5 protein-coding genes, 1 tRNA gene and 1 rRNA gene are annotated in these 5568 nt (G+C 24.1%); all 7 read left to right on the top strand.

The features are described from left to right. The first annotated feature begins 169 nt into the window (after positions 1-169). Positions 170-243: transfer RNA gene (locus tag Q5F54_RS09930), tRNA-Gly, on the top strand. 15 nt (positions 244-258) lie between these two features. Further along, positions 259-375 (top strand): 5S ribosomal RNA (gene rrf / locus Q5F54_RS09935). A gap of 74 nt (positions 376-449) precedes the next feature. Further along, entirely contained in the window at positions 450-896 is a 447-nt protein-coding gene (locus Q5F54_RS09940) for a hypothetical protein (RefSeq protein ID WP_288525460.1), read from the top strand. A gap of 53 nt (positions 897-949) precedes the next feature. Beyond that, positions 950-1129, top strand: coding sequence for a hypothetical protein (locus tag Q5F54_RS09945; RefSeq protein WP_071121330.1), 180 nt, complete (start codon positions 950-952; stop codon positions 1127-1129). A 113-nt stretch (positions 1130-1242) separates the two neighbouring features. Continuing rightward, entirely contained in the window at positions 1243-3147 is a 1905-nt protein-coding gene (locus Q5F54_RS09950; protein ID WP_302334342.1) for a hypothetical protein, read from the top strand. Continuing rightward, the gene (locus Q5F54_RS09955) at positions 3147-5357 is read left to right on the top strand and encodes an ATP-dependent helicase (protein ID WP_302334343.1); all 2211 of its coding nucleotides are present in this window, start codon (positions 3147-3149) and stop codon (positions 5355-5357) included. The genes Q5F54_RS09950 and Q5F54_RS09955 overlap by 1 nt, the downstream gene beginning before the upstream one ends. A 21-nt stretch (positions 5358-5378) precedes the next feature. Further along, on the top strand, positions 5379-5568 hold a 190-nt coding region (locus Q5F54_RS09960), incomplete at its 3' end, for a PD-(D/E)XK nuclease family protein (RefSeq protein WP_302334344.1).

Genomic DNA, 5568 nt, shown 5'->3' on the forward strand with positions numbered 1-5568 from the left:
AGTGCAGTAATGTATTTAGCTTATCGATACTAATAGGTCGAGGACTTGACCAATATAAATGATGGATTTGAGCAACGGATATGACCGACGCGGTAGCAAGGGAATATCGTTGGCGAAATGTCAATTTTAAATGATATGCAGTTTTCAGAGTATTAACTCTAAAATTTATGCGGGTGTAGCTCAATGGTAGAGTTCCGGCCTTCCAAGCCGGCTGTGAGGGTTCGATCCCCTTCACCCGCTCCAATTTAAATAAGATTATGTGGTTATTATAGCAAAGAGGATACACCTGTTCCCATACCGAACACAGAAGTTAAGCTCTTTAGCGGCAATGGTACTTGGTGGGCAACCGCCTGGGAGAGTAGCACGTAGCCACGTAATCTTTTTTTATTTTTATCACCTTTAAAACTCATATTCTATATAATAATAGAAAGACACTAAGAGGTGAGTTTATGAAAAACGTATTCAATGCATCAGAAGAATTATTTTTTGATATATTAATAATTGCGTTACTATCTTTCCTTTATTTTAATTACATTTCTATGAGTGAATTCACATTACTATTAGGGTTAATATTCAGTTTTATATATTTTGGAGTAAACTTTTATATAGGATATAAATATAAACTTAAATTTATTGATTCATTAATTGTAGGCATAATGGGTTCTGGTATGGGAATATTCCTTATATTTTTTTCATTTTATGCAGAGTTCATTTTAAAAATGCCTAACTTTGCCAATTGGATAGCTATACCTTACTTTATTCCTACAATGTCTATTATTAAACTATTTTCTATAAACATAAATTATTTATATGCACCAGTTTTAATGATTATAAATATAATTTTAGTTGTAATTGGGTCTATTACTAAAAATATCATGAATAAATCATCTTTATAAAATAAATACTTATATTATGATATAAAAATATTATATAAAGATCAGGTGATTGTATGTATGAAGTAGAAATGAAATATGCAGATTTATTTAATGTAGATACTTTAAATTTTACTTGCGAAAACTTTAATATAAATGATAAAGGATATAAATTTGAAAATATTACTATGGACAATTTTATATTAAATGACCTAGAAGTTAATAATGAAGATATAGCTTTAATAAAAATTAAGTAAAAACAGCCATTTTGGCTGTATTTTTTGTATAATATAAATTTATTTAACTTTAAGAATTAAAAATTTTCTATATGATATAATTACAATATGATAATAAATAACAGAGGTGTTAAATGAAATATTTATTTAGAGAAAATAATAATGAAGTTAAAGTAAATAAAGTACTTGATTTATATAGAAAGTTATTAAATGAAACTAATAATAGGTCTAAATGTATAATGCTTATAGTTCCAAATGCAACATCAAAATTAAACTATGAAAGAGAATTAAATATAGATATAAGTGAAGAATTAAATATAACTACATATATCAGTTTTATTAAAAGAGAAATAATAAAGTTTTGGCCTTTAATTACTGAAAAGTGCAATCAAATTATAAATAAATCTATATCTCCTATATTTATCCCAAGTAGTTTATCTGAATATATAATAATAAATAAGGTTAATGAGCAAAGAAATGCTAATGGGTATTTTCAAGATATTACTGGTACAAATAGAAGTATTGCAAATAGTATAAGTAATAATATAAATAAGGCAGCATTAGCTTTAATAGATTTTAAAACTATAGGGGAAAAGATTTATTTATCTAAGAAAAATAGAGATAGTATAATGAGATTTTCTTATAGCCAGATGGATGAAATAATAGATTATTATATAAATAAACTATTAGAAAATTCTATGATAGATAATTCAATAGCTATATATTTATATGAAAATTATTTAATAAATGATGATAGATATATAAATCACTTAAGTCAAGAAATTAAATATCTTATAATAGATAGCTTAGAAAGTTGTAGCAATGCTGAAGTTAATTTTATAAATTCATTATCAAATTATACTTTAGGTACATATATTTATTTCAATAAAACTAAGGATTACTCAGTATTTAATAATATAGATATGGAGTACATTTATGAAAATATAATAAATAAGATTGAAAATAACATAAATAGTGTAAATTCAATAAAAGAGATAGACAATATAGAATTATCTGATATATATTTATTACCCACAAAAGTTAAGTTAAATGAATCTAGCCAATTGTATAGTGAGATGATTGATGAAGTTATAATCAAAGTTATTGAACTTGTAAATAATGGAATAAGATTGAAAGATATAGCCATTATATCTCCAATAAACAACACTATATTAGATTACCAAATTAAAAATGTCCTAAACCGTAATGAAATAAAGGTTTTTAATACTAAAAAAAATAATAAAATAATAGACTATCCATACTCAAATGCCTTAGTAGTTGCTACATGTATTTTTTATGGATATGAAGATTATATAAAAGAAGATGAGTATATAAGTTTTATAGAAATTCTACTTAATGTAAATAGGATACAAGCATATAAAATATATAGAAATAAAGAAGTGGATGAGAACTATAAGAACTTAGAAAAATATATAATATCTAAAAGAAGTGAAAATTTAAAGATAAGTGAATTTTTAATAAAGTTCTATATAGATAAAATGTTAAACCTTAAAGAAGGAATTGAAAATGTAGATGTATGTAAAAACATAATTTATGAAAGTGAAGCATTTATAGAAAATATAAAGTTATTAGGTATTAATAATAATAAAGAAGAAGAGAAAGTATTTATAGAGGCGCTTAAAAGTACTATAAATGACTATTATAGAGTATCTGATATAGCAGATTTAAAAGAGTCTAATAGCATTATTTTGACAACTCCGTATTCATATATATCATATGATATAAATAGACCTATTCAAATTTGGGTTGATATAGGAAGTAATGCTTGGAATATGAAAATAGAAAAAGATATAAGTAACTTAATTGTTCTTAGAAAATCGTTTAAAGAAAAGCAAATATATACAAATGAAATGGAAGAATACTATAAAAAATATTATTTATACAATCTAATATATAATTTGCTTATAAACGCAAAAGAAGTGTATGCTTATAAGAGCGAATATACAGTAAATGGTTATATACAAGAAAGTATATTATATAGTATTTTATTGAAATTAGTATCTAAGGGAGATGTTTAATGAATAATATAAACTACAGAGAGGACCAGTTACCTATAATATCTTATGAAAATGGTACTATGGCAGTACCAGCAGTACCAGGAGCGGGTAAAACTTTTATAGTTACAAACTTAGTTGCAAAGTTATTATGTGAAAATAAGCATAAGGGCGGGAAAATACTTATTTTAACTTACATGAATAGTGCAGTAAGTAACTTTAAGGGAAGAATAAAAAAAATACTACAAGATAATGAAATAAAAGAAGAAAATTCATATGAAGTTATGACAATACATAGCTTGGCAGTAAAAATAATCAAAGAAAAGCCAGAAATAGTAATGTTAAATGATGAATTTAATATAGCTGATGATTTACAAAAAAATATTATATTAAATGAATGTATAAATAATTTTAAATTAAATGGTGGGCAAAGAGCATTTGTATGGTTTTTAAAAGATCAAAAAGATAACGAATGGAAAGATAGGATGTTAGATGCTTGGGAAAATGGATTTTATGACCTTGTAGGAAATGCTATAGGAGAATTAAAATATAATGATATTTCACCATTTGACTTAGAAAGAATGATAGATAGTGATTATAAAGGAATATTAAAAATAATTTTACCTATATATAAGGAGTACGATAGAAAGTTAAAGCAACATGGATTATTAGATTACGATGATATATTAATCTTAGCTCATAAGGCTTTAACTTTAGATGAAGGACTAAGAAATAAATTTCAATCTAGATATAAATATATATTTGAAGATGAATGTCAGGACTCAAATGAAATACAAGGCAAAATAATAAAATTAATATCTAAAGAAAATAACAATTTAGTAAGAGTCGGAGATATAAATCAAAGTATAACAGGTACATTTTCATCATCAGATCCAAAGTACTTTAAAGAGTTTATAAGAGAAGCAGATAATTGCTATAGAATGGACATGTCTAACAGAAGTTCTAAAGATATTATAGATTTAGCAAATAGACTTGTAAAATATGTTACAAAAGAGTTTAATCAAATAGAGTGCAGAGAAGCTTTAGAAGCTATGGATATAAAGACAGTTCCCGAAAATATGGGTTATAAAGAAAATCCAAAGCCTGACGTGTATAGTATAAATACTAAAAGATATATTACTTGGAAAGATGAAGTAGAGAAAACAGTAATATATGCTAAGAATATAAAGAAAAAATATCCTGATAAAAGTATAGGTATATTAGTTCCATATAATGAACAAATTACACAAGTTGCAAGGGTATTAATTGATAATAATTTAGAATTTGAAGAATTAGGACCGAACTCATTAAATAAGAGAAGAATATTAGTTAATATATCATATATAATAGATTTTATATTAAATTGTGATGATATAGAAAAGCTTGTATTAGTTTTAGATAAAGTTTTTATACATACAGATAATGAATTAGGAAAATCAGACTTTTTAGAATTAATAAAAGGTTATACTACAGAAGAACTTATATATAATGAGAATAATAAAGACTTGATAATAGATACAAACAGTGATGTATATAAGGGATACATAAAAGGAATAAATGCTATTAAAGAAATATTAGAGTATCCTATAACAAGATTAGATTTATTAATATTATTTATTGGAGAAAAATTAGAGCTAGAAAAAGAAGATAGAGCAGTGATTGATTATGTATCTTTTTATATAAAATATTTATCACTAGAAAATGTAAATATGTCTCTTATAGATGTATATGAAATAATATCAAATACTAAGAATAGAGTATTTAACTATATTATAGATGTTGTATATGAAATGAATGGATATGAGCCAGAGCCAGGAAGTATAACGGTATGTAATTATCATAAGTCAAAAGGTTTAGAATGGGATTGTGTGTTTTTATTAGGACTTGTACAATATAATTTTCCAGATAATACAAAACAAAAGTTTCAAAGTGATAAATGGTATCTAAAAGATAGATATAAAAACCCAATAGCCATAGTAAAATCAGAAATAGATAATATACTAAATAAGAACGTAGGTACAGACTATATGTATCAAAGTAAAATAGATGTTATAAATGAAAAAATAAGATTGTTATATGTTGGAATAACAAGAGCTAAAGAAATGTTAATATTATCATGTAGTTCATATAAAGATGAAACTGAAATTGGTAAGAAAAATAAAGAACAAAAACCATCTATATATATAAATGAACTGGAAAAACATATTCAACAAAAAAGAAGTATAAAAGCTTAATATAAAGAGAGGTTATAAGTTTTGAATAATAAATTAAAGTATTTTATATATAGTCAAAACTCAATTAATACTTATAAATCTTGTCCTACAAAATTTAAATATAAGTATATAGATAAAATAAATTGGAAGTATGATGACATAGAAAGTAGAGAATATTACGATAGCTTAAAAGTAGGAAGTGAATTTCATCTATTATGTGAAAGATACTTTA

The sequence above is a fragment of the uncultured Romboutsia sp. genome (genome assembly GCF_958366745.1).
GTDB lineage: Bacteria > Bacillota > Clostridia > Peptostreptococcales > Peptostreptococcaceae > Romboutsia > Romboutsia timonensis.